The following is a 22,862-nucleotide window of genomic DNA, read 5'->3' as shown; positions in this document are numbered from 1 at the left end:
GCGTCTGTCCTGTGGGAGTGGATCAGGCGGGCTTCAGGCCGTCGCCATGTCCGGGAACACCGCCTCGATCTTGGTCTTCAGCGTCGCGGCATTGAACGGCTTGACGATATAGTTGTTCACGCCGGCCTTCTTGGCCGCGATCACGTTCTCGGTCTTGGATTCCGCCGTGATCATGATGAACGGCGTGGTCGCCAGGTTCGGATCGGCACGGACCTCGCGGAGCAGGTCGTAGCCGGTCATCGGCTCCATGTTCCAGTCGGAGATCACGAGTCCGTATTTCTTGGCGCGCATCTTGTTCAGCGCCATCGAGCCGTCGCTGGCATCGTCGATGTCCTCGAACCCGATCTGCTTGAGAAGATTCCTGATGATACGGATCATGGTGCTGTAATCGTCGACGACGAGCACCGGCATCGTCAAATCAACCGCCATCTTGACTCCCCCAGACGCGAACACAACGCGCAGACTGTTATAAAAACGCTGTTGCGGCACGGGTCGTAACCGACCCCGCCATCCGCTCCGAGCAGTAGCATCAGCCGTTAAACAGCGCGTTAACTGCGCTGCGTCTGCATGTCGCTATTGCTGCGCTGCATGAGCGGAGGAACCCCTTCGGCTTGACTTCGCGGGGCCGGCCGCCCACGGTCGAGGGCAACGCCGCCAGACGGCGGCCCACCGAAATCCGCGAGATATTTCCGTCACATGCCCGATTTCAAGATCATCCGCGATTCCACCCCGCCGTCGGACATCCTCAGGGGCGCGGTGGTGGCGATGGGCAATTTCGACGGCGTCCATCTCGGTCACCGGGCCGTGATCGAGGCGGCGATCGACATGGGCAAGGCCAAGGGGCGGCCGGCGCTGGCGCTGACCTTCGAGCCGCATCCGCGGCGCTTCTTCAGCCCCAATACCCCGCAGTTCCGCCTGACCGACGAGACCGCCAAGCTGCGGCTCCTGGCCGGAACCGGCCTTGCCGGCGCCGTGGTGATGGCCTTCGACAAGGGCCGCGCCCAGACCTCGGCGCAGGATTTCATTCACCATGACCTGATCGGGCGGCTCGGGATCGCCGGAATCGCGGTCGGCTACGACTTTCATTTCGGCAAGGGCCGCGTCGGCTCGCCCAGCCTGCTCGCCAACGAGGCCCCCAAGCTCGGCATCGAGGTCGACATCCAGGCCCATGTCGACATCGACGAGCGGCCGGTGTCCTCGACCGCGATCCGCGAGGCGCTGGCGGAGGGCCAGGTCAGCGAGGCGACCGCGATGCTCGGCGGCCCCTGGTTCGTGAGCTCCGAGGTGATCCACGGCGAGAAGCGCGGCCGCGACCTCGGCTACCCCACCGCCAACATGCGGCTCGACCGTGATTGCGGGCTTCGCCACGGCATCTATGCCGTCCGGGTCGGCCGCGGCCGCGGCGCGAGCCGGGTGCTGATCGACGGCGTCGCCAATTTCGGCCGCCGGCCGACCTTCGACAATGGCGCACCGCTGCTCGAGACCTTCCTGTTCGACTTCCATAGCAGCCTCTATGGCGAGGTCCTGGATGTCGCCTTCATCGGCTTCATCCGCGAGGAGGCCAAATTCGGCTCCATCGAGGCCCTGATCCGGCAGATGGACGACGACAGCGCCAAGGCCCGCGCCCTGCTGGCGGCCCATCCTGGCCTCTTCCCGCGGCTTGGCGAGATCGGCTGATCCTCCTGCTCCATCGGTGACGTCATTCCGGGGCAGCCCGCCAGGGCTGAACCAGGAATCTCGAGATTCCGGGTTCGATGCTGGCGTATCGCCCCGGAATGACGCTGAACAACGATCCCGCAGCGTTGCTGCCGCAGGATCGCTTTGCGATTTCGCAGGCCCCCTGCTATGAGGGAGCCCCATGTTGATACGGCGCATCATCGGCATTAGCGGCCCGGCTTCCGCCTGAGCTTTGAGCTCGGCGCAAGACCGGGATGTCTCTGCTCGTTCCACCGCCCGCGATCGAAATCGCGTCTCAGCGCCTCATCTCTCAGCCAGCCAGATCACGATGTCCGAAAAGCCGCAAAAGCCCGACGCCCAAAAATCCGACGCCAAGGACTATTCCAAGACCCTGTATCTGCCGCAGACGGACTTCCCGATGCGCGCCGGCCTGCCGCAGCGCGAGCCGGAGATCCTGAAATACTGGAACGAGATCGACCTCTACGGCAAGCTGCGCGAGACCGCCAAGAACAGGCCGAAATTCGTCCTGCATGACGGCCCGCCCTACGCCAACGGCAACATCCATATCGGGCATTCGCTCAACAAGATCCTCAAGGACGTCGTGACCAAGAGCCAGCAGATGCTCGGCCACGATTCCAACTACGTGCCGGGCTGGGACTGCCACGGCCTGCCGATCGAGTGGAAGATCGAGGAGGAGAACTACCGCAAGAAGGGCAAGACCAAGCCCGACTTCCGCGACTCCGCCGCCATGGTCGCCTTCCGCCGCGAGTGCCGCGCCTATGCCGATCATTGGCTCAACGTGCAGCGCGAGGAGTTCAAGCGTCTCGGCGTCATCGGCGACTGGGACCATCCCTACGCCACCATGACCTATCCGGCCGAGGCCCAGATCGCCCGCGAGCTGATGAAGTTCGCCGCCAACGGCACGCTGTATCGCGGCTCCAAGCCGGTGATGTGGAGCGTGGTCGAGAAGACTGCGCTCGCCGAGGCCGAGGTGGAGTATGAGGACTATCAGTCCGACACGGTGTGGGTGAAGTTTCCGGTGACCTCGCCGGCGCATGGCGCGCTCGCCAGCGCCTCGGTGGTGATCTGGACCACCACGCCCTGGACCCTGCCCGGCAACCGCGCCATCTCGTTCTCGCCGAAGATCGCCTACGGCCTCTACAAGGTCACGGATGCACCCGCCGACAATTGGGCCAAGACCGGCGACATGCTGATCCTCGCCGATGCGCTAGCCGAGGGCGTGTTCAAGCAGGCGCGCGTCACGGCCTATGAGAAGGTGCGCGACATCCCCGGCGATACGCTCGATGCCGTCGAATGCGCCCATCCACTGAAAGGTCTCGCCGGCGGCTACGGCTTCACCGTGCCGCTGCTGCCCGGCGACCACGTCACCGACGACACCGGCACCGGCTTCGTGCACACCGCGCCCGGCCACGGTCGCGAGGACTTCGACGTCTGGATGGCCAATGCGCGCGAGCTCGACGGCCGCGGCATCGCCACCACCATCCCCTACACCGTCGACGAGAACGGCGCGCTGACCGACCACGCGCCGGGCTTCACCGGCAAGCGCGTCATCAACGACAAGGGCGAGAAGGGCGACGCCAACGAGGCGGTCATCAAGGCGCTGACGGACGCGGGCATGCTGCTCGCGCGCGGCCGGCTCAAGCATCAGTATCCGCATTCCTGGCGCTCCAAGAAGCCGGTGATCTTCCGCAACACGCCGCAATGGTTCATCGCGATGGACAAGGACATTGCCGATGACGGCAAGGCCAAGTCCGGCGACACGTTGCGCGCCCGAGCCCTGCGCGCGATCAGCGTCACGCAATGGGTGCCGGCCGCCGGCCAGAACCGCATCAACGGCATGATCGCCAACCGTCCGGACTGGGTGATCTCGCGCCAGCGCGCCTGGGGCGTGCCGATCGCGGTGTTCGTGCGCGAGAAAGGCGACGGCTCGGCCGAGATCCTGCAGGACGAGACAGTCAACACCCGCATCGCGGACGCCTTTGAGAAAGAAGGTGCCGACGCCTGGTACGCCGACGGCGCGCGCGAGCGCTTCCTGGGCTCGCGCGCCAATGAGGACTGGAAGAAGGTCGACGACATCTGCGACGTCTGGTTCGACTCCGGCTCGACCCACGCCTTCGTGCTCGAAGACCCCGTGCACTTCCCCGGCCTCGCCGGCATCAGGCGCAAGGTCGATGGCGGCCGTGACACCGTGATGTATCTCGAAGGCAGTGACCAGCACCGCGGCTGGTTCCACTCGTCGCTGCTGGAGAGCTGCGGCACCCGCGGCCGCGCGCCTTACGACGTGGTGCTGACGCACGGCTTCACGCTCGACGAGAACGGCCGCAAGATGTCGAAGTCGCTCGGCAACACCGTCGAGCCGCAGAAGGTGATCAAGGATTCCGGCGCCGACATCCTGCGCCTGTGGGTCTGCGCCACCGACTACGCCGACGACCAGCGCATCGGCCCGGAGATTCTGAAGAACACCATCGAGACCTACCGCAAGCTGCGCAACAGCATCCGCTGGATGCTCGGCACGCTGCATCATTACAAGCGCAGCGATGCCGTCGCCTTCGCCGACATGCCGGAGCTGGAGCGGCTGATGCTGCATCAGCTGTCGCAGCAGGCGGAGGTCATCAGCCGCGCCTATGCCGCGTTCGACTACAAGACCGTGATCGCGTCGCTTGCGGCGTTCATGAACACCGAGCTGTCGGCGTTCTATTTCGACATCCGCAAGGACACGCTGTATTGCGATCCGCCGTCGTCGGTGGCGCGCAAGGCGGCGCTCACCGCGATCGACCTGATCTGCGACGCCGTCCTGAAATGGCTGGCGCCGGTGCTGTCCTTCACCACAGACGAGGCGTGGCGGATGTACCGCCCCGACGCCGAGCCGTCGGTGCATCTGACGCTGTTCCCGGATGCGATGGACCAGTACCGCGACGATCATCTGCCGGCGAAGTGGGAGACCATCCGCAACATCCGCCGCGTCGTCACCGGGGCGCTGGAGCTCGCGCGTGCCGCCAAGACCATCGGCTCCTCGCTCGAAGCGTCGCCGATCATCTATGTGGCCGATCGCGCGCTGCTCGGCACCTTGTTCGATACCGACCTCGCCGAGGTCTGCATCACCTCGAACTACGAGGTCCGCGAGGGCGACGCGCCGGCCGATGCGTTCCGGCTCGATGCCGTGCCAGGGGTAGCGGTCGTCGTCGAGAAGGCCGTGGGCAAGAAGTGCGCCCGCTCCTGGAAGATCCTGGAGAGCGTCGGCGACGACAAGGAGTACCCCGACGTCTCCCCGCGCGACGCGCAGGCGCTGCGCGAGTGGAAGGCGCGCGGGGTCAGCGTGTGAGGCTCGCTGGTACAACACCCACAACTGTCGTCCCCGCGAACGCCGGGACCCGTAACCACCGGCGCCCTTTGTAGACAAAGACAGATGACCCAGAGCCTTTTTCAACAATCGGCCGTCCGCGGTATGGGTCTCGGCGTTCGCCGGGACGACAGCGGTGTTTGCCGCGAGTGGCCCGGCATGATCGCCATCACGCAATGACCTCCCGCCTCCGCCTCGGCCTCATCGCCGGTTTCGCCACCCTGGTCATCGACCAGGCCTCCAAGCTGTGGCTGCTGTACGTGTTCGACCTGCCCAACCGCGGCACGGTCAGGATCACCCCGTTCTTCGACCTCTACCTCGCCTGGAACATCGGCATCAGCTTCGGCTGGCTGCAGAGCGAGAGCGCGCTGGCGCAATATGGACTGATGGCGGTGAAGGCCGTCGCGGTGGTCGCCCTCGCCATCTGGATGGCGCGCGCGGAAAGCAAGCTGGCGACGGCGGCGCTCGGCCTGATCATCGGCGGCGCCATCGGCAACGGCATCGACCGGCTGGCCTATGGCGCGGTGGTCGATTTCGCGTTGTTCCACGTCCAGATCGGCGGCACGGTTTACAACTGGTACATCTTCAACATGGCCGACGTGGCCATCGTTGCCGGGGTGGCGGGCCTGCTGTATGACTCCTTCTTCGGGGCTCCCGCCGCAAAAGCGCCCTGATCCGGGTCGATACCGGCCGGTGCCGATCCAGGGTCAAGAGCCTGATGATCTTCACGTTTTCGAGATCGGCGCGATGCCTGGACGGCCCCCGTCGAATCGAGGATCGCAATCGGTGGGTTCGCGGCCGGTTCGTCGGAGCACGAGCACTGGACAAGCGAGGACAGGGAAAGCCATGCGCAAGACCGAAGTCAGCGGCCGGATCATGACCCACGCGGCCTTTCGCGCTCTGCGCCTGTCGGCGGCTGCGCTTTGCATCGGCGTCATCATGGCCGCGGGCGTCGCCCGTGCCCAGGAGGACGAGGAAGACGACAAGACCTTCGAAGAGAAGATCGTCGACAACCTGATGCGCGGCCTCGGCGGCACCAACATGGAGACGCCGACCATCAATTATCGCGAGCGCTCGCCGCTCGTCGTGCCGCCCAAGCTCGATCTGCCGCCGCCGGCTGCCGCGACCCAGGCCAATGCCCCGAACTGGCCGAAGGACCCCGACGAGCAGCAGCGCCGTGCCGCGGCCGCCGCGCGCAAGAAGGAAAACAAGGATCCGGTCAATTCGGCCCGTCCGCTGACCCCGGCCGAGATGAAGATGGGGCGGACGGCCGCCGCCAAGCCGACCGAGCCGATCCAGCCCGGCGTCAGCAACAACCCGATGATGAGCCCGTCTCAGCTCGGCTTCAAAGGCGGCCTGTTCGGCATGTTCAAGGGCAGCGACAGCGAAACCAAGCCGTTCACCAGCGAGCCGCAGCGCGAGAGCCTGACCCAGCCGCCGCCCGGCTATCAGACGCCGTCGTCGAGCTATGCCTATGGCACCGGCAAGCAGGAGCCGATCGCCGGCAAGCAGATGGACATCATGACCGGCAAGGAACGGTGAGGGCGGCTGCTCGCCGGAGCCCCCCGGACTTGCCGCGTTTGCCGGCATTAGTGAAATTTAACGTCTCGCGGCGGCACCATGCCATCGCCGCTTTGTGACGTCGGGCTCCGTCCGGCGCGATGTAGCATGCTGCGCTCAAACCCGATCGCCCCTCCCCGCGGGCCTTCAGAAGGATCATGATGTCCTCGCACCGGTTCATTCCCGTCGCCGCCGCGCTCCTCTCCATCATTGCGTTCACGGCCGGCGCTTCGGCGCAAACGACGTTCGCCTCCGAGCCCCCTGCCAGCTTCACCCTCCCCAACGGCCTGCAGGTCGTCGTGATCCAGGATCACCGCACCCCCGTGGTGACGCAGATGATCTGGTACAAGGTCGGCTCCGCCGACGAGACGCCCGGCAAATCGGGCCTCGCCCATTTCCTCGAGCATCTGATGTTCAAGGGCACCGAGAAGCATCCGGCCGGCGAGTTCTCCAAGACGGTGCTCAAGATCGGCGGCAACGAGAACGCCTTCACCTCGGTCGACTACACCGGCTACTTCCAGCGCGTGCCGCGCGACCAACTGCCCAAGATGATGGAGTTCGAGGCCGACCGCATGACCGGCCTGGTGCTGAAGGACGAGAACGTGCTGCCCGAGCGCGACGTCGTGCTCGAAGAATACAACATGCGCGTCGCCAACTCTCCGGAAGCCCGGCTCAACGAGCAGGTCATGGCGGCGCTCTACGTCAATCATCCCTATGGCCGCCCGGTGATCGGCTGGAAGCCGGAGATCGAAAAGCTCAGCCGCGAGGATGCGCTGGCGTTCTATCGCCGCTTCTACGCGCCCAACAATGCGATCCTCATCATCGCCGGCGACACCGACGCCAAGGAAGTGCGTCCGCTGGTCGAGCAGACCTTCGCCAAGATCCCCGCGCAGGGCGACATTCCCGCGCGCCGGCTCCGGCCGCAGGAGCCGCAGCCGGTGGCGCCGCGCACGGTCACGCTGGCCGACCCGCATGTCGAGCAGCCCTCGATGCGCCGCTTCTACCTGGTGCCGTCGGCGACGACGGCCGCGCCCGGTGAATCCGCTGCGCTCGACGTGCTGGCCCAGCTGATGGGCAACGGCAGCAACTCCTATCTCTACCGCGCGCTCGTCATCGACAAGCCGCTCGCGATCAGCGCCAGCGCGTCCTATCAGGGCACCTCGCTGGATCCGAGCCAGTTCTCGGTCGCGGCCGCGCCGAGACCCGGCGTGGAGTTCGCCCAGGTCGAGGCGGTGGTCGACAGCGTGATCGCCGAGCTGGCGCAGAACCCGGTTCGCGCCGAGGATCTCGAACGGGTCAAGACGCAGCTGATCGCGGAGGCGATCTACGCCCAGGACAACCAGGCCACGATGGCACGCTGGTATGGCGGCGGCCTCACCACGGGACTGAGCATCGAGGACATCCGGAGCTGGCCCGATCGCATTCGCGCCGTGACCGCCGAGCAGGTGCGCACAGCGGCGCAGAAGTGGCTCGACAAGAAGCGCTCCGTGACCGGCTATCTGATCAAGGACAATGCGGCCAAGCGCGAGGAGAAGCGGTCGTGATGAACACAATGACCTTCGCGCGCCGCTTCGCCTGCACGCTCGCCGTCGCTGCCGCAGCGCTCGCCGTCACGTCGGCTGCACAGGCCGCAACCAAGATCCAGCGCCTGGTCTCGCCCGGCGGCATCGAGGCCTGGTTCGTGCAGGACGCGACCGTGCCACTGATCGCGATGGAATACGCCTTCCAGGGCGGCGCCTCACAGGATCCGATTGGCAAGCCCGGCGTCGGCAATCTCGTCGCCGACCTGCTCGACGAAGGCTCCGGCGATCTCGACTCCAAGACCTTCCACGAGCGGCTCGACCGCCGCGCCATCGAGCTCAGCTTCCAGGTATCGCGCGATCAATTCCGCGGCTCGCTGCGCATGCTCCGCGACAACAAGGACGAGGCGTTCGAGCTGCTGCGCACCGCGCTGACCTCGCCGCATTTCGACAGCGCCGATGTCGAGCGCATCCGCTCGCAGGTGATCTCCGGCCTGCGCCGCGAGACCACCAACCCGAGCTCGCTGGCAGGCCGCAAGTTCCTCGAGCTCGCCTTCCCCAACCACCCCTACGGCCGTCCGTCCAACGGCACGTTGGACAGCGTGCCGACGATCACCGTCGACGATCTCAAGGACTACACCGGCCGCGTTCTCGCCAAGGACACGCTGAAGGTCGCCGTCGTCGGCGACGTCGATCCGGCGACGCTCGGCAAGCTGCTGGACCAGACCTTCGGCGCGCTGCCGGCGAAAGCGACCCTGACGCCGGTGCCCGACGTCATCGCCACCAAGCCGCCGCAGCGCGTCCTCGTCTCGCTCGACGTGCCGCAGACCGTCATCACCTTCGGCGGACCCGGCATCCGCCGCCACGACCCGAACTTCATGGCGGCCTATGTCGTCAACCACATCCTCGGCGGCGGCGGTCTTTCCTCGCGGCTGTACAAGGAGGTGCGCGAGAAGCGCGGCCTCGCCTACTCGGTCTATGACGCGCTGCTGTGGATGGATCATTCCGCGCTGTTCATCGGCAACACCGCCACCCGCTTCGACCGCGCCGGCGAGACCATCGCCGCGGTCGAGGGCGAGATCCGCCGCATGGCCGAGGAAGGCCCGACCCAGCAGGAGCTCGACGAGGCCAAGTCCTACATCAACGGCTCGCAGATGCTGGCGCTCGACACCTCCTCCAAGCTCGCCCAGGCGATGCTGCAATATCAGCTCGACAAGATGCCGATCGACTACATCGAGAAGCGCAGCGAGATCGTCAAGGCCGTGACCCTGGACGACGCCAAGAAGGCGGCGAAGCAGCTCTGGAGCCAGGGCCTGCTGACGGCGGTCGTCGGCCGCACGCCGCAGGCCGCCGCCGAGCCGGTGCAAGCACCGGCCACGGCGCCGATGACCAAGACGAACTGAGCGGGCGGGGCGCTCTCGTCGCGCGACGCTTCGATGTCGCTGACCATCGCTGCCTCCACAAAAATGGTGTCGTCCCGGCCTTGAGCCAGGACCCATACTCCAGGGAGATGTTTGAGGCAGGCAGGTCATTGACACCTGCCGCCTCACGTCGGCTGCGGCGTATGGGTCCCGGGTCGGCGCCGTCAGCCACGCTTCGCGTCGCTGACGGCTTGCCCGGGACGACAGCGGAGGACCGCGCGTCGACTTCAGATAATAATAATTATCTTGCTATTTTTCGGAAATCATGTTCTTCTCCGCCATCCCGCCTCACTGCGGAGGGGCGTTGCGCGCGATCGTCACGACACGCGAGGCGGGGAGCGGTGGCCGCGAAAGATCGCAGCGTCTTCTTGCGAGGACGCGGACGAACGATCGCTTGCGGACGTGAAGTCGCAGGGTCCTGACACCCCGACGCTGGTGTCACGTTCGCGACGGCGCTAACGCGCCGCGTGGATCATGGTGGCCAACAAGCCCGGCGCACCAGGGAGACTGCGTATAGGCGTGAAGACCACCGCGCGGGGAATGCCGGGATGTCTCGGCTGAACCTGTGGTACCTGCCGCCTGCATTTTTTTCGCAGGCGGGCCATGGGTGCGGCCAGCGCCCGGCATTCCCCGCGCCCTCTGCACTTTCAAGAGGGACGAACTGATCGCAGACCTCGGGCATGAGATGCCGCGAGAACGCAGCGTCATGGCTGAGCTGATCGACACCTGCTGTTTGAGCCGTGAATCCGCCACCCCCACCGCTGTCGTCCCGGACAAGCGGCGACGCGCGCCAGCGCGGCGCTGCGCCGATCCGGGACCCACACTCCGCGGCCGACGTGATGCGGGAGGTGTCAACGACCAGCCTGCCTCAAACTTCTCCCTGGGGTTATGGATCCCGGCGTTCGCCGGGATGACAGTGGAGGGTTTCGCACCGGCCCCTGGCCAACCCGCGACGCAATGGTGCGAACCCGCGCACACCGGCCCTAAACCCGCTATGGTGCGCGAAAGCCTCGATTCCACCTGGTGCCCCATGCTGCGGATCTCCCGCGACCTTGCCATCGACGAGAACGACATCGAGATCTCGTTCGTCCGCGCCTCCGGGCCCGGCGGCCAGAACGTCAACAAGCTGTCGACCTCGGCGCAGCTGCGCTTCGACACGACCCGGATCACGCTGCCCGAGGATGCCGCGGCACGGCTGGCGCGGCTGGCCGGCCAGCGCATGACCAAGAACGGCGTCATCGTGATCCAGGCCGAGCGCTTTCGGACTCAGGAGCGCAACAAGGCCGATGCGATCGACCGCCTGGTGGCGCTGTTGAAGGAGGCGATGATCAGGCCGAAGGTGCGGCGCCCGACCAAGCCGACCTTCGGCTCCAAGCAGCGCCGGCTCGAAGGCAAGAAGATCCGCAGCGACGTCAAGGCGGGACGCGGCGGGCGTCGCTTCGACGATTAGTTGGGCTGCATCACACCCACCGTCATTCCGGGGCAATCGTCGATGCGCCGCCGCGCATCGACGATTGAGCCCGGAATCCCGAGATGGGTGGGAATGAGCGCCAGCCAAACGCGCGATTCCGGGTTCAAGGCCTGCGGCCTTGCCCCGGAATGACGCTGGTGCTGAGGCAGAAGATAAGATCGCACCACGCCCGTCCCCACCACACCGCACGACGCCCCATGACGATGAGTCTGCATTGCTGACGCACCTTGCGCACCGCAAACACCTGCGCATGCTTTGTTCTCACTGAAACAGCCGGCTACTACCACGACGCTCCGACCGCGACCTACGCTCAGAAAAAATTGAGAGCTAGGACCAATGTCGGGACGGCGTGCGGCGCGATATGCGCCTCTTCTGTGCGGGTCATTCGTTGGCGCGGTGCTGAGCACCACGATCGCCTCGGCGCAGATGGCGCTGCCCGCACCCAAGCCGGCCGACGGCGCCACCCTGTTCAAGCAGCAATGCGGCGTCTGCCACACGCTGAGCAGCGGCGAACCGATGCGACAGGGACCGCCGCTGTCGAAGATCGTCGGCCGCCGCGCCGGATCGATCGACGGCTTCCGCTACTCGGCCGGCTTCGCCAAGGCCGACTTCAGTTGGGACGAAGCCAAGCTCGACGCATGGCTGACCAATCCGCAAGAGCTGATCCCCGGCGCCGTGATGGCCTATCGCCAGGCCAAGCCCGAATTGCGCGCCGCGATCATCACCTATTTGAAGGACAATTGAGATGGCAAAACCCGTTCATTCCATGATCCGCGTGCTCGACGAGGCCAAGGCGCTCGACTTCTACACGCGCGCCTTTGGCTTGGAGATCGCCGATAATCTGCGCTTCGACGGCTTCGCGCTGATCTATCTGCGCCATCCGTCATCGCCGTTCGAGGTCGAGCTGACCGTCAACTTCGACCGCAAGGAGCCTTATACGCTCGGCGACGGCTACGGCCATCTCGCTGTCGTGGTCGACAATCTCGATGCCGAGCATGCCCGCTTCGAGCGCGAGAACCTGGCGCCAGGCCCCTTGCGCGATTTCAAGCACAATGGTGCGACGCTCGCGCGCTTCTTCTTCGTCACCGATCCCGACGGCTACAAGATCGAGGTGATCCAGCGCGGCGGCCGCTTCGGCTGAGCCGCTGAACTACGACCATACATCAACAAAAACACACGGAGGAAATACCCATGAGAGAAGTCGATCGCCGCAACAAATACGACCGCCGCGTCTTTCTCAAGGGCGCGGCCTCGACCGTGCCGGCCGCAGCCGTGGCTTCCGCGACCGGCCTTGGCATTGCCGATGCCTGGGCGGAGGACGCCAAGGCGCTGACGCCGGCGACCCTGAAGACGCTGGTGAAGGTCGCGCGCGACATCTACCCGCACGACTTCCTCGCCGACCGCTACTACATCACAGCGGTCAAGCCGTGGGACGGCAAGGCCGCCGAGGATGCCGCCGTGAAGGCGATGATCAATGACGGCATCGCCCGGCTCGACCAGGATGCGCGCGACCGCCACAAGGTGCCGTATGCGCAGGTGCCGTGGGAGGTCGATCGCGTCGCGCTGCTGCAAGGGATCGAGCAGACGACCTTCTTCAAGACCATCCGCGGCGACCTCGTCGTTTCGCTCTACAATCAGAAGGAGCTCTGGCCGAAATTCGGCTACGAGGGCTCCTCCGCCGAGCATGGCGGCTACATCAACCGTGGCTTCTCCGACATCGACTGGCTGCCGAAAGCCTGACGCCGGCGAACAACAGAGAACACGGAGGAAACCACCATGGCAAAATTCGATCAGAACGATTCGAGCGTCGTCGTCATCATCGGCTCGGGCGCCGGCGGCGGCACGCTCGGCAACGAGCTCGCGCAGAAGGGCATCAAGGTCGTCATTCTCGAAGCCGGCAATCGCTACGAGATTCCCGACTTCATCAACGACGAATGGGAAAGCTTCACCCAGCTCGCCTGGACCGACATGCGCACCACGTCCGGCACCTGGCGGGTGGCAAAGGACTTTGCCAATTTGCCGGCCTGGATCGTCAAGGCGGTCGGCGGCTCGACCGTGCACTGGGCCGGCGCCTCGCTGCGCTTCGACGAGCACGAGTTCAAGGCGCGCACCACCTATGGCGGAGTGCCCGGCACGAGCCTCTTGGACTGGCCGGTGACCTTGGCCGAGATGGAGCCGTGGTACGCCAAGGCCGAGTTCAAGATGGGCGTCACCCGCACCAACGACATTCCCGGCCTGCCCGGCAACAACAATTTCAAGGTGCTCGAGGCCGGTGCCCGGAAGATCGGCTACAAGACCGTGCACACCGGCAACATGGCGATCAACTCGCAGCCGCGCGACGGCCGCGGCGCCTGCCAGCAGATCGGCTTCTGCTTCCAGGGCTGCAAGTCCGGTGCGAAATGGTCGACCTTGTACACCGAGATCCCGAAGGGCGAGGCCACCGGCAATCTCGAGGTGCGGCCGGGCAGCATGGCGATCAAGATCGAGCATGACGCCTCCGGCAAGGTGACCGGCGTGGTCTATGCCGACAGCCAGGGCAAGATGCAGTTGCAGAAGGCCCGTATCGTCGCCGTCGCCGGCAATTCGATCGAGAGCCCGCGGCTGCTGCTCAACAGCGCCTCGAACATGTTCCCGGACGGCCTAGCCAACTCCTCCGGCCAGGTCGGGCGCAACTACATGCGGCACATGACCGGCAGCGTCTATGCGACGTTCGAGAACCCGGTGCACATGTATCGCGGCACGACGATGGCCGGCATCGTCCGCGACGAGGCGGCATTCAATCCGAAGCGTGGCTTCGTCGGCGGCTACGAGATGGAGACCTTGTCGCTCGGCCTGCCGTTCATGGCGGCGTTCCTCAATCCCGGCGCCTGGGGCCGCAGCTTCACGGCGGCGATGGAGACCTATCCGCGCATGGCCGGCATGTGGCTGGTCGGCGAGGACATGCCGCAGGAGACCAACCGCATCACGCTCGACCCGGCCGCCAAGGACAAGTTCGGCATGCCGGTGGCGTCGGTGCATTTCGACGATCATCCCAACGACGTCGCGATGCGCGCCCACGCCTACAGGCAGGGCTCGGCGATCTACGAGGCGGTCGGCGCCACCGTGACCTATCCGACTACGCCCTACCCCTCGACCCACAATCTCGGCACCAACCGGATGAGCGAGAAGGCCAAGGACGGCGTCGTCAACAAGTTCGGCCAGACGCACGACATCAAGAACCTGTTCGTCTCCGACGGCAGCCAGTTCACCACGGGCGCGGCGTGCAATCCCACGCTGACGATCGTCGCGCTGGCGATCCGCCAGGCCGACTACATTGCGGGAGCGATGCAGAAGAAGGAGATCTGAGGGACAAGGTCGTGCGATGGGGCACACTTGGCGCTCCACACTCGGTCAGCGCCTCCCCCGCTTGCGGGGGAGGTCGCATCGCATCGAAGATGCGATGCGGGTGGGGGAACGCTCCGGCGGGACTACTGATGTGGCGCCCCCACCCCGCCCTCCCCCGCAGGCGGGGGAGGGAGACGAGAGAGCCGGCGTGCGGCTACTCCGCCGCGTCCATGATCGCGGCCGCGGGAAAATCCGGCATCGCGGCGGTCGCCTTCGCCCGGTAGATCAGACAGGAGCACCTCAACAGCGACGCAAAATTCTTCACCTCGCCGTGATGATCGAGCACCTCGGCGTAGAGCGTGGTCACGAACTTGGCGAGGCTCATGCCCTCCTTGGCGGCGATCTCCTCGAGCGTGTCCCAGAACGCCATTTCGAGCCGGATCGAGGTGCTATGGCCGCCGATCCGCAACGAGCGGGTCTGCGATGCATAGTCGCGCTGAGGCTGGTGTGCGAACAGATGGCACATGGGCTTCCTCCGGCTGATCGTTATTTTTGCGAAACGATATACTGGCCCCGCCCGCCTCACAATCCCGTTGGAGAACGCCGCATTCGTCTGCCGCACTGCGTGAAAAACGCTATTCTCCCGGCAACACGAGTGGCGCCGCGACAGCGGCGTCGCATCAACGTTCCGAGCCGCACCATGCCCGTCCGCCAGCTTCCCGAACAGATCGTCAACCGCATCGCCGCCGGCGAGGTGGTCGAGCGGCCGGCGAGCGTGGTCAAGGAGCTGGTCGAGAATGCGATCGATGCCGGCGCGAGCCGCATCGACATCTTCACCGATGGCGGCGGCCGGCGAAAGATCGCGATCACCGACGACGGTGGCGGCATGACGGCGGCCGATCTTGCGCTCGCGGTCGAGCGCCATGCGACCTCGAAGCTCGACGACGAGGACCTGCTGCAGATCCGCACGCTCGGGTTCCGCGGCGAGGCGCTGCCCTCGATCGGCTCGGTGGCGCGGCTGTCGATCACGACGCGGCACAAGAGCGAGCCGCATGCCTGGGCGCTCGCGGTCGACTGCGGCGACAAGTCTCCGATCGTGCCGGCCGCGCTCAACCAGGGCACCCGCGTCGAGGTCGCCGATCTGTTCCACGCCACGCCGGCCCGGCTGAAGTTCCTCAAGACCGACCGCACCGAGGCCGAGGCGATCCGCGAGGTGGTGCGGCGGCTGGCGATGGCGCGGCCCGATATTGCGTTTACGCTGGCCGGCGAGGAGCGCGCGCCGGTGACCTGGGCGGCCGCGCTGCCCGGCGCGCCGGGCCAGCTGACGCGGCTTGGCGACATTCTCGGCGCCGACTTCCGTAGCCATGCGATCGCCGTGCGCAGTGAGCGCGATCATGTGATGATCGAAGGCTTCGCCGCGGCGCCGGCGCTGACGCGGGCCAATGCGCTCGGGCAGTATCTGTTCGTCAACGGCCGCCCGGTACGCGACAAGCTGATTCTCGGCGCGGTGCGTGCTGCCTATGCCGACTATCTGCCGCGCGACCGCCATCCCGTGGTGGCGCTGTTCGTGACGCTCGACCCGCGCGAGGTCGACGCCAACGTCCATCCGGCCAAGACCGAGGTGCGCTTCCGCAATGCCGGCCTCGTGCGCGCGCTGATCATTCACGCGCTGAAGGAAGGCCTCGCCCGCGAGGGCCGCCGCACCGCAGCCAATGACGGTGGCGCGACCATCGCCGCGTTCCGCCCGGCGTTCACGCCGCAGCCGCGGCCTGCCAATTGGGATTGGCAACGCTCGCCGTCGGCGCCCGTGATGCCGCACTTCGGCGGCTCGTTCCCATCGGCCGCGCCTTCGCCCGCTGCCACATCATTTGGTCTCGCCGAGTCGACGCAGTCCGCATTCGACGTCGGCACGCCGCGCGCCGATCTGCGGCTGCACGAGCAGCCGGCCGCGCCCGACCTGCTCGACCGCCCGCTCGGCGCCGCGCGTACGCAGATCCACGACACCTACATCGTGGCGCAGACCCGCGACGGCCTCGTCATCGTCGACCAGCACGCCGCGCATGAGCGCATCGTCTATGAGCGATTGAAGGCCTCGCTCGCCGCGCATGGCGTGCAGCGGCAGATCCTGCTGATCCCCGACATCGTCGAGCTGGATGAGGCGACCGTCGAGGCGCTGCTCGCGCGCTCCGATGAGCTCGCCTCATTCGGGCTCGCGATTGAATCCTTCGGCCCCGGCGCCGTTGCCGTGCGCGAGACCCCGTCGCTGCTCGGCAAGATCAATGCATCCGCGCTGCTGCGCGATCTCGCCGAGCATATGGAGGAATGGGGCGAGGCGCTGCCGCTCGAGCGCCGCCTGATGCACGTCGCCGCCACCATGGCCTGCCACGGCTCCGTCCGCGCCGGCCGTCGCCTCAAGCCGGAGGAAATGAACGCGCTGCTCCGCGAGATGGAGGACACGCCCAACTCCGGCCAATGCAACCACGGCCGCCCGACCTACGTCGAGCTCAAGCTCGCCGACGTCGAGAAGCTGTTCGGGAGGAGATAGCGGCCACGAATTGGAGCACGACGAGAGCGACAAACTGGCTGTCGTCCCGGGCAAGCCACCGGCAACGCGCAGCGTTGTCCGGCGGCGCAGACCCGGGACCCATACGCCGCAGCAGAAGTGGCGTGCGAGTACGCCGTCGCGAGCGTCGCGCGTCCCAACCCGATCCTGTGGTTATGGGCCCCTGCGTTCGTACGGGCGACAGTGAGCAAGGATCACGCGCTGCGCAAAAATACGAACTCGGTGTCGTCATAGGCGCGGCGTTCGAGTTCGGTGAAGCCTTCAGGCACCTTGAACGCGGCCTTGGCTTCCTCGACGACCAGCAGCGCCGATGGCGTCAGCCAGCCGCCGTCGCGCAACGAGGCCAGCGCCTTCTCCGCCAGGCCCTTGCCATAGGGCGGGTCGAGGAACACCAGCGAGAACGGCTCGACCGGATGCGCAGGACCGAGATCGGTGGCATCGCGGCGGTAGACCTTGGTGACACCGCCGAGGCCGAGCGCCTCGACATTGTTGCGCAGCAGCGCCCTTGCCTCGGCGCCGTTGTCGACGAACAGCGTGAACGCCGCGCCGCGCGAGACAGCCTCGATGCCGAGCGCGCCGGTGCCGGCAAACAGGTCGAGCACGCGCTCGCCGGCGATCGGATCGTCGTAGGCGTGGACGAGGATGTTGAACAGCGCCTCGCGCAGCCGATCCTGCGTCGGCCGAATCTCGCGCGACGCAGGCGAAGCGATGTTGCGGCCTCTCAGCCGTCCACCGACGACACGCATCGCAACGCCCTACTCGTCCTGCGGCGTGATATCGCGCTTGCCGTGATAGCCGCGCTTCGGCCGCCGTGGCGGGCCATAGCCGGCCGCCTCGTTCTCATTGCGCGCACGCGCCTCGTCGCTGCCGGTGCGCTGCACCAGCACGCGGCGGCCCTTGCGGTCGGCGACCACCTCGCGCTTCGGCTTGGGCTTCGGATCCGGCAGCGGCTCGCGATTGCCCTTGCCGGCCGGACCGAGATCGGCGCCCGACTGCGCGATCACCTTCTCGCCGAGCTGCTCGCGCAGCACCCGCGTCTTGACCTCCTGCACCTCGCCCTCGGGCAGCTCCAAAAGCTGGAATGGGCCGTAGGAGACGCGGATCAGGCGGTTCACCTCGAGGCCGAGATGAGCGAGCACGTTGCGCACCTCGCGGTTCTTGCCCTCGCGGATCGCAACCACGAGCCAGACGTTCGCACCCTGGTCGCGTTCGAGCGTGGCTTCGATCGGTCCGTATTTGACGCCGTCGACCTCGACGCCTGCGGCGAGCTGATCGAGCTGCGCCTGCGTGATCTCGCCATGGGCGCGAACGCGATAGCGCCGCGTCCAGCCGGTGTCCGGCAATTCGAGCACGCGCGCGAGCCCGCCGTCATTCGTGAGCAGCAGCAGGCCCTCGGTGTTGAAGTCGAGCCGGCCGATCGAGATCAGCCGCGGCAGGCCCTCGGGCAGATTGTCGAATACCGTCGGTCGCCCCTCCGGGTCGCTGTGCGTCGTCATCAGCCCGCGCGGCTTATGATAGAGGAACAGCCGCGTGCGCTCGCGCTCCGGCAGCGGCGCGCCGTCGACCTGGATCACGTCATTCTCGGTGACGTCGAGCGCCGGCGAGTTGATGATGCGGCCATTCACCGTCACGCGGCCCTGCGTGACCATCTCCTCGGCGTCGCGCCGCGAGGCCAGCCCTGCGCGCGCCAGCACCTTGGCGATGCGCTCGCCCGCCTTCTTCGGCGCGGCCGGCTCGGCCGCGACGCGGGGGATGCGCTTGTCCGTCTCCGGCTTGCGCTCGCGATAGGCGCCGCGGCCGCCAAACGCCGGGCGCTTGGCGAAGACCTTGCTGTCGTCCTCGTTGTCGCGGCGCGGCCGCTCGGAGAAGCCTTCGCCGCCGCGGCTTTCGCTGCGCGGATGCTCCTGCCAATCGGTGCGGCCCTCAGGACGGCGACGCGGCTTGTCGAAGCCGCGGTCGTCGCCGCGATCACGCGGACGATCGAATTTCGGCCTGTCGAATTTCGGCCTGTCGAACTTCGGCTTGTCGAACTTGGGACGATCCTCACGGCTGCGCTCGGTGCGCGGCCGGTCAAAGCTGCGCCCGCCTTCTCGCGACGGACGCGCACTGCGCTCCGGACGATCTCCCTCCGCGCCGCGCTTCTGCCACGGCTTGCTCTCGCCACGGGCCGGACGATCGCCAAATTCCTTGCGCGGACCACGCGGTCCGGCCCCGAACTTGCGTTCGCCACGATCGCCATCAGCACCGCGGGAAAACTTCCTTTCGCCGCCGAACTTGCGCTCCGGCCGATCGCCGCTGCGCGACGGACGGTCGCCAAAGCTGCGCTCCGCCCGCGGCCGGTCGCTGCGATCGCGGGCGCCTTCGCCGCGCGGCGTATAGGGCCGCTTGTCACCGTCACGCTCGCGCGCGGCGTAGGGCTTGCGCTCGCCGAACTTGCGCTCGGACGATCGCCCGGCAGGACGAGCCTCGTCGCGACCAGTGCGCGGCGTATAGGGACGCTTCTCGCCGCCCCGCTCGTCCCGATCGAATTTGGGCCGGTCACCCCGCGGCTTGAAGGCGCGCTTCTCGCCATCGCCGTCCCTCGCCGGGCGAGCGGCATAGGGCCGATCGCCACGCGGCCGCTCATCGCGGTTGAACCGTGGCTTGTCGCCAAAGGATTTGCGCGGCGCATCGCCCTCGTCGCGGCGGCGCGGCGCACGACCCTCGTCGAAGGCGCGCTTGCCCCGGCCACCCGCTTCCTTGTCGCCGAAGCCGCGCTTGGCGAACTTCTTCTCCGGCCCGCGTGCGGCGCCCGAGCGTCCCTTGCCGCCCTCGGACCGCCCCCGCGGGGCGCCGCCGCGGCGGCCGCGGGAATCGTTGTCTTTGTCGGTGGTGCGGGGCATGAAGGTCTCACTTCGAGGTGCAGGACGAGGCGTGAACCGCGCGCTTCTGAAGCAGCGCATGTCACGCAGGAAATCGGGGTCCGGTTGTGCTGAAGGGCGATCCAGTAGCAGACTTGGGCGGGCGTGACGAGCCATGAACGGCCCTTCTTTCATGGATTTGGCGCTGAAAGCGGCCGAATCGGCCGCACTTTCCGGCGAGGTGCCGATCGGCTGCGTCGTGGTGCGGAACAACGCGGTGATCGCCACCGCCGCCAACCGCACTTTGACCGACCGCGACCCGACCGCGCATGCCGAGATCCTGGCACTGCGGCAGGCGGCCCAGGTCGTCGGCAGCGAGCGGCTGGTCGATTGCGACCTCTACGTCACGCTCGAGCCCTGCACGATGTGCGCTGGCGCGATCTCCTTCGCGCGCATCCGACGGCTGTATTATGGGGCCGCCGATCCGAAGGGCGGTGCGGTCGAGTCGGGTGTGCGCTTCTTCACTGCGCCGACCTGCCATCACGCGCCGGAGGTCTATTCGGCCGTGGGCGAGCAACAGGCGGCGCAGATGCTCAAGGAGTTCTTCAAGGCGCGGCGATGAGGCTCGGTCAGCCTATGCAGCCGCCTCCTTGCGCAGCGCGCGAAAGCTCATGCGAACAGGGAGGCTGGAGACGCCGCTCATGAAGGGCGACCGCACCCGGCGCACCCGCCCGGCCAGTTCGATCCGGTCGGTCCGGCGCAGCAGCTCCGCAAATAGCGCCCGCATCTGCATCCGCGCCAGCTGCAGTCCCATGCAGATGTGCGGGCCACGGCCGAAGGCGATGTGCGGGTTCGGACTGCGATCGATCCGGAACGCGCCGGCATCCTCGAACACGGCCTCGTCGCGGTTCGCCGAATGGAAGAACAAGGCCAGCGCATCGCCTTCGCGAATGCGCTGCCCCGCGACCTCGGTGTCGCGGACCGCGGTGCGCATGAAGTGCCGCACCGGCGAGGTCCAGCGCAGCATTTCCTCGATCGCCGGATCGAGCAGCTCGGGCTCGGCCCGCAGCCGCGCCATCTGCTCGGGCGCTGCAAGCAGCGCCGCCAGGCCGCCGGCCAATGCGAGCGCCGTCGTATCGTGGCCCGCCGTGACCAGCAGGATGAAGTAGGAGATCAGCTCGTAATGCGGCATCGCTGCGCCATGCGGCGCGGCATGCGCAATCAGGCTGGCGAGATCGTCGCGCGGCTGGGCGCGCCGATCGGCCACGACGGCTTCGAAATAATCGCGCAGCGCCAGCATGGCCGTCCGCATCGTATCGCCCGGCGACTCGGCCAGACGGCGCTTCGGATCCTCGGCGCCCACGAAGGCCTGGGCCAGCCGCGCAAGCCGGGCATCGTCGGCCTCCGGCGTGCCCAGCATGCGGCCGATCACCCGGAAGGTGAAGGGCAGCGCCACGTCAACAGCGAAATCGCATGCGTCCCCGTGCGCAGCAACCCGGTCGACGATCTCGGCTGCCCATTGTGCCAGCCAGGTTTCCATCGCGCGCAAGGCCGGCGGCGCGAAGGCGCCCTGGATGATGCCGCGATAAACGCCATGATCCGGCGGATCCATCTCGGTCAGGCCGCGCACGAGTTGCGGCTTGCCGGTGACACGCTGCAGCACGGCCTCGGCGGTCTCGCTGGCAAGATAAGTGCGCGGGCCCGCGGCAAACTCATTGCTCCGTGTCTCGATCGAAACGATGTCGGCGTAGCGCATGACGGCCCAGAACGGGCGCACGCCCTCACGCTCCACCCAATGCAGCGGTGACCGTCTGCGGAGCAGCGCGCAGGCCCGTTCGAGCCGCGCGGGACTGGCGTGACCTTGCGAGGAGATCAGCACGTCGATCGCGCTGTCGATGGCAGCGCTGTGACCGGCTTTCGAAGCAGGCGGCGGAGCTGCCGACATCAGCGCGAGAGCCCCGCCTGCGGCTGAGCGGCGTGAGGCGGCCGGCGTACCAGGATCGTGAATTCCTTCATGCCATAGTTGCCGGCGATCTCGACTGCCGCTGCAAATTCCTGCTCGCAATAAGCGGCCCAAACGTCCGGCGTCGTGCGATACAGGCGCGCCTTGGCGGGATCGCCGTCCTGCTCCTCGTCCGCGGCAGCTCGCATGAAATTGACCGCAAAGCCGCGCCGGCTGGTCGCGAACATGCGCTGCAACATGGCCTTGATGTAGCCTTCCCAGGCGTCGCGCGAATAGCCGACATTGACGTTCATGATGCCGGAGGCGACCGAATAGTCGGCGATGCGCGGGCTCTCCGAAGCGACGACGAAGCGCCGCAAGGGGGCGGCGAAGCGGCGCCGCGCCCGGCTGATCATGGCGCGGGACAGGTCGATGCCGAGATAGTCAATCTCACAGGACGCAAATCGCGATTCAAGAAACGGCACCAGCGCGCCATAGCCGCAGCCGATGTCGTTGAGGCTGAACGGCGCCGACGCATCGCATAGCTTCATTAGCTGCACGAAGCGCAGGCCCTGCGTCGCTTCGCAGGACCAGTCCACTCCGCGCGGCGTCGCGCCATGACGCGCGACGCATGCGGTGTAGTAGGCGTCGACGTCGGAGGAGATGTCATCGAGCGACAGATGATCGGCCCCGACGACGCTGCCCGCCCTCACGGTCATTTCTTGCGTTTCTCGACCCGCCTTGTGCGGGCGGTCTCAGCCGCCTGCTTGCGTGCTTCACGACCGGGCGTCGTCGGAATCGAGATGATGACGTGCGTGTCGAGAGAAAAAACGATCGGACGACCTTCGGACACAGTCACCCGCGGATCGTCAGCCGCGGAATGACAGACGATCGAGACGGGGAGCGGCTTTTCGGATTCGAGGTCATCCTTGAACGCCTGGATCACTCGATCATGCCCGTTAACATTGGCGAGGTCCGACGGATAAGTCTTGAGAAACTCGAGAAACTTGTACCAGCGCCGCCGCTCGGACCAATCGGCAGGCACGATTCCGAGCAAAGCAAAGGACTGCTGTAGACCATGCTTCAGCGAGAAGACCCCGAACTCCCGTTGTAGCTCAACCATTTCGGGCAAAGCATCAGCATCGAACCGTTTGTTGAGCTGCACGATAATATCAAGGGTAGT

At 66.7% G+C, this 22,862-nt stretch carries 20 protein-coding genes; 13 read left to right on the top strand and 7 right to left on the bottom strand.

Features of this window, described 5'->3' with window-relative positions; translation table 11 throughout:
* Positions 1 to 33: 33 nt before the first annotated feature.
* The gene (locus tag QX039_RS12250) at positions 34 to 429 is read right to left on the bottom strand and encodes a response regulator (RefSeq protein WP_315736595.1); all 396 of its coding nucleotides are present in this window, start codon (positions 427 to 429) and stop codon (positions 34 to 36) included.
* A gap of 267 nt (positions 430 to 696) precedes the next feature.
* Between QX039_RS12250 and QX039_RS12245 the strand changes: the two genes are divergently transcribed.
* The 11 genes from QX039_RS12245 to QX039_RS12195 all read left to right on the top strand — a co-directional run bounded on the left by QX039_RS12245 (position 697) and on the right by QX039_RS12195 (position 14,355).
* A complete protein-coding gene (locus QX039_RS12245) occupies positions 697 to 1,677 on the top strand; it encodes a bifunctional riboflavin kinase/FAD synthetase (RefSeq protein WP_315736594.1) in 981 nt (326 codons plus the stop codon).
* A gap of 328 nt (positions 1,678 to 2,005) precedes the next feature.
* The gene (gene ileS, locus QX039_RS12240; RefSeq protein ID WP_315736593.1) at positions 2,006 to 5,020 is read left to right on the top strand and encodes an isoleucine--tRNA ligase; all 3,015 of its coding nucleotides are present in this window, start codon (positions 2,006 to 2,008) and stop codon (positions 5,018 to 5,020) included.
* Between the two features lie 194 nt (positions 5,021 to 5,214).
* Positions 5,215 to 5,712, top strand: a complete 498-nt coding sequence (gene lspA, locus QX039_RS12235) for a signal peptidase II (RefSeq protein WP_315736592.1) — start codon at positions 5,215 to 5,217, stop codon at positions 5,710 to 5,712.
* 202 nt (positions 5,713 to 5,914) lie between these two features.
* Positions 5,915 to 6,580, top strand: a complete 666-nt coding sequence (locus QX039_RS12230; RefSeq protein WP_315737061.1) for a hypothetical protein — start codon at positions 5,915 to 5,917, stop codon at positions 6,578 to 6,580.
* A 176-nt stretch (positions 6,581 to 6,756) separates the two neighbouring features.
* Positions 6,757 to 8,142 carry a pitrilysin family protein gene (locus QX039_RS12225; RefSeq protein ID WP_315736591.1) on the top strand — a complete coding sequence of 462 codons (1,386 nt, stop codon included), beginning with the start codon at positions 6,757 to 6,759 and terminating at the stop codon, positions 8,140 to 8,142.
* Complete coding sequence (locus QX039_RS12220) at positions 8,142 to 9,521, top strand: pitrilysin family protein (RefSeq protein ID WP_315736590.1); 1,380 nt, start codon at positions 8,142 to 8,144, stop codon at positions 9,519 to 9,521. The genes QX039_RS12225 and QX039_RS12220 overlap by 1 nt, the downstream gene beginning before the upstream one ends.
* 1,048 nt (positions 9,522 to 10,569) lie before the next feature.
* Complete coding sequence (gene arfB, locus QX039_RS12215) at positions 10,570 to 10,989, top strand: alternative ribosome rescue aminoacyl-tRNA hydrolase ArfB (protein ID WP_315736589.1); 420 nt, start codon at positions 10,570 to 10,572, stop codon at positions 10,987 to 10,989.
* 447 nt (positions 10,990 to 11,436) lie between these two features.
* Positions 11,437 to 11,754, top strand: a complete 318-nt coding sequence (locus tag QX039_RS12210) for a c-type cytochrome (RefSeq protein WP_315737060.1) — start codon at positions 11,437 to 11,439, stop codon at positions 11,752 to 11,754.
* Position 11,755: 1 nt separating this feature from the next.
* Complete coding sequence (locus tag QX039_RS12205; RefSeq protein ID WP_315736588.1) at positions 11,756 to 12,151, top strand: VOC family protein; 396 nt, start codon at positions 11,756 to 11,758, stop codon at positions 12,149 to 12,151.
* 50 nt (positions 12,152 to 12,201) lie between these two features.
* Positions 12,202 to 12,750, top strand: coding sequence for a gluconate 2-dehydrogenase subunit 3 family protein (locus QX039_RS12200; RefSeq protein ID WP_315736587.1), 549 nt, complete (start codon positions 12,202 to 12,204; stop codon positions 12,748 to 12,750).
* Between the two features lie 36 nt (positions 12,751 to 12,786).
* Complete coding sequence (locus QX039_RS12195) at positions 12,787 to 14,355, top strand: GMC family oxidoreductase (protein ID WP_315736586.1); 1,569 nt, start codon at positions 12,787 to 12,789, stop codon at positions 14,353 to 14,355.
* 193 nt (positions 14,356 to 14,548) lie between these two features.
* Here QX039_RS12195 and QX039_RS12190 read toward each other — a convergent pair whose 3' ends face one another.
* The gene (locus tag QX039_RS12190; RefSeq protein ID WP_315736585.1) at positions 14,549 to 14,860 is read right to left on the bottom strand and encodes a ribbon-helix-helix domain-containing protein; all 312 of its coding nucleotides are present in this window, start codon (positions 14,858 to 14,860) and stop codon (positions 14,549 to 14,551) included.
* Between the two features lie 174 nt (positions 14,861 to 15,034).
* Here QX039_RS12190 and mutL point away from each other — a divergent pair, with 174 nt between their 5' ends.
* Entirely contained in the window at positions 15,035 to 16,879 is a 1,845-nt protein-coding gene (gene mutL, locus QX039_RS12185; protein ID WP_315736584.1) for a DNA mismatch repair endonuclease MutL, read from the top strand.
* A gap of 212 nt (positions 16,880 to 17,091) precedes the next feature.
* On the opposite strand, the gene rsmD is transcribed toward mutL, so the two are convergent.
* Positions 17,092 to 17,643, bottom strand: a complete 552-nt coding sequence (rsmD, locus tag QX039_RS12180; protein WP_315771269.1) for a 16S rRNA (guanine(966)-N(2))-methyltransferase RsmD — start codon at positions 17,641 to 17,643, stop codon at positions 17,092 to 17,094.
* A gap of 9 nt (positions 17,644 to 17,652) precedes the next feature.
* Entirely contained in the window at positions 17,653 to 19,779 is a 2,127-nt protein-coding gene (locus QX039_RS12175; protein WP_315771267.1) for a pseudouridine synthase, read from the bottom strand.
* 133 nt (positions 19,780 to 19,912) lie between these two features.
* Between QX039_RS12175 and QX039_RS12170 the strand changes: the two genes are divergently transcribed.
* Positions 19,913 to 20,359, top strand: coding sequence for a nucleoside deaminase (locus QX039_RS12170; protein ID WP_315771265.1), 447 nt, complete (start codon positions 19,913 to 19,915; stop codon positions 20,357 to 20,359).
* A 12-nt stretch (positions 20,360 to 20,371) separates the two neighbouring features.
* Here the strand turns inward: QX039_RS12170 and QX039_RS12165 are convergent, their stop codons facing one another.
* From QX039_RS12165 to QX039_RS12155, 3 genes are read right to left on the bottom strand one after another with little or no spacing between them, the layout of a single operon-like run.
* Entirely contained in the window at positions 20,372 to 21,682 is a 1,311-nt protein-coding gene (locus tag QX039_RS12165; protein ID WP_315771263.1) for a cytochrome P450, read from the bottom strand.
* On the bottom strand, positions 21,682 to 22,398 hold the full coding sequence (locus tag QX039_RS12160) for a class I SAM-dependent methyltransferase (protein WP_315771262.1): 717 nt from the start codon (positions 22,396 to 22,398) through the stop codon (positions 21,682 to 21,684). The genes QX039_RS12165 and QX039_RS12160 overlap by 1 nt, the downstream gene beginning before the upstream one ends.
* Positions 22,395 to 22,844, bottom strand: a complete 450-nt coding sequence (locus QX039_RS12155) for a hypothetical protein (RefSeq protein ID WP_315736578.1) — start codon at positions 22,842 to 22,844, stop codon at positions 22,395 to 22,397. The genes QX039_RS12160 and QX039_RS12155 overlap by 4 nt, the downstream gene beginning before the upstream one ends.
* Between the last annotated feature and the right edge of the window lie 18 nt (positions 22,845 to 22,862).

This window comes from Bradyrhizobium sp. SZCCHNR1043, from assembly GCF_032489675.1.
GTDB lineage: Bacteria > Pseudomonadota > Alphaproteobacteria > Rhizobiales > Xanthobacteraceae > Bradyrhizobium.
Note: the sequence above shows the minus strand (reverse complement) of the source record. Positions and strands in the feature narration are given on the sequence as shown.